Here is a 250-nt window from a genome sequence, read left to right as displayed (position 1 = left end):
CTGTTTATCAATAGTGAAATTAAAAGTGGTGACGCTAAGCCTCGCGGCGGTTTTATTATTGATGAGCTGATTGCACCAGAGCAGTTAGTGACCGCTTACATACAAAGATTAGTAGAATACCCAGGTGCACTGCAAGTACTTGAATTTGCTAAAGGTAAACTAAGCCTCGTTGCGGTTAAAGCTTATTATGGCGGTCCATTAGTGGGTAACGCATTAGCCACATTACGTGAGCACATGCCCAATATTGATA

General features: G+C 42.0%; 1 protein-coding gene. It reads left to right on the top strand.

Translation table 11 applies throughout. The features are described from left to right. On the top strand, positions 1-250 hold a 250-nt coding region (locus AAEY78_RS14280; protein WP_502943787.1), incomplete at both ends, for a hypothetical protein.

Origin of the sequence: Psychrobacter sp. 16-MNA-CIBAN-0192 (assembly GCF_040309565.1) — a bacterium.
Lineage (GTDB): Bacteria > Pseudomonadota > Gammaproteobacteria > Pseudomonadales > Moraxellaceae > Psychrobacter.
Note: the sequence above shows the minus strand (reverse complement) of the source record. Positions and strands in the feature narration are given on the sequence as shown.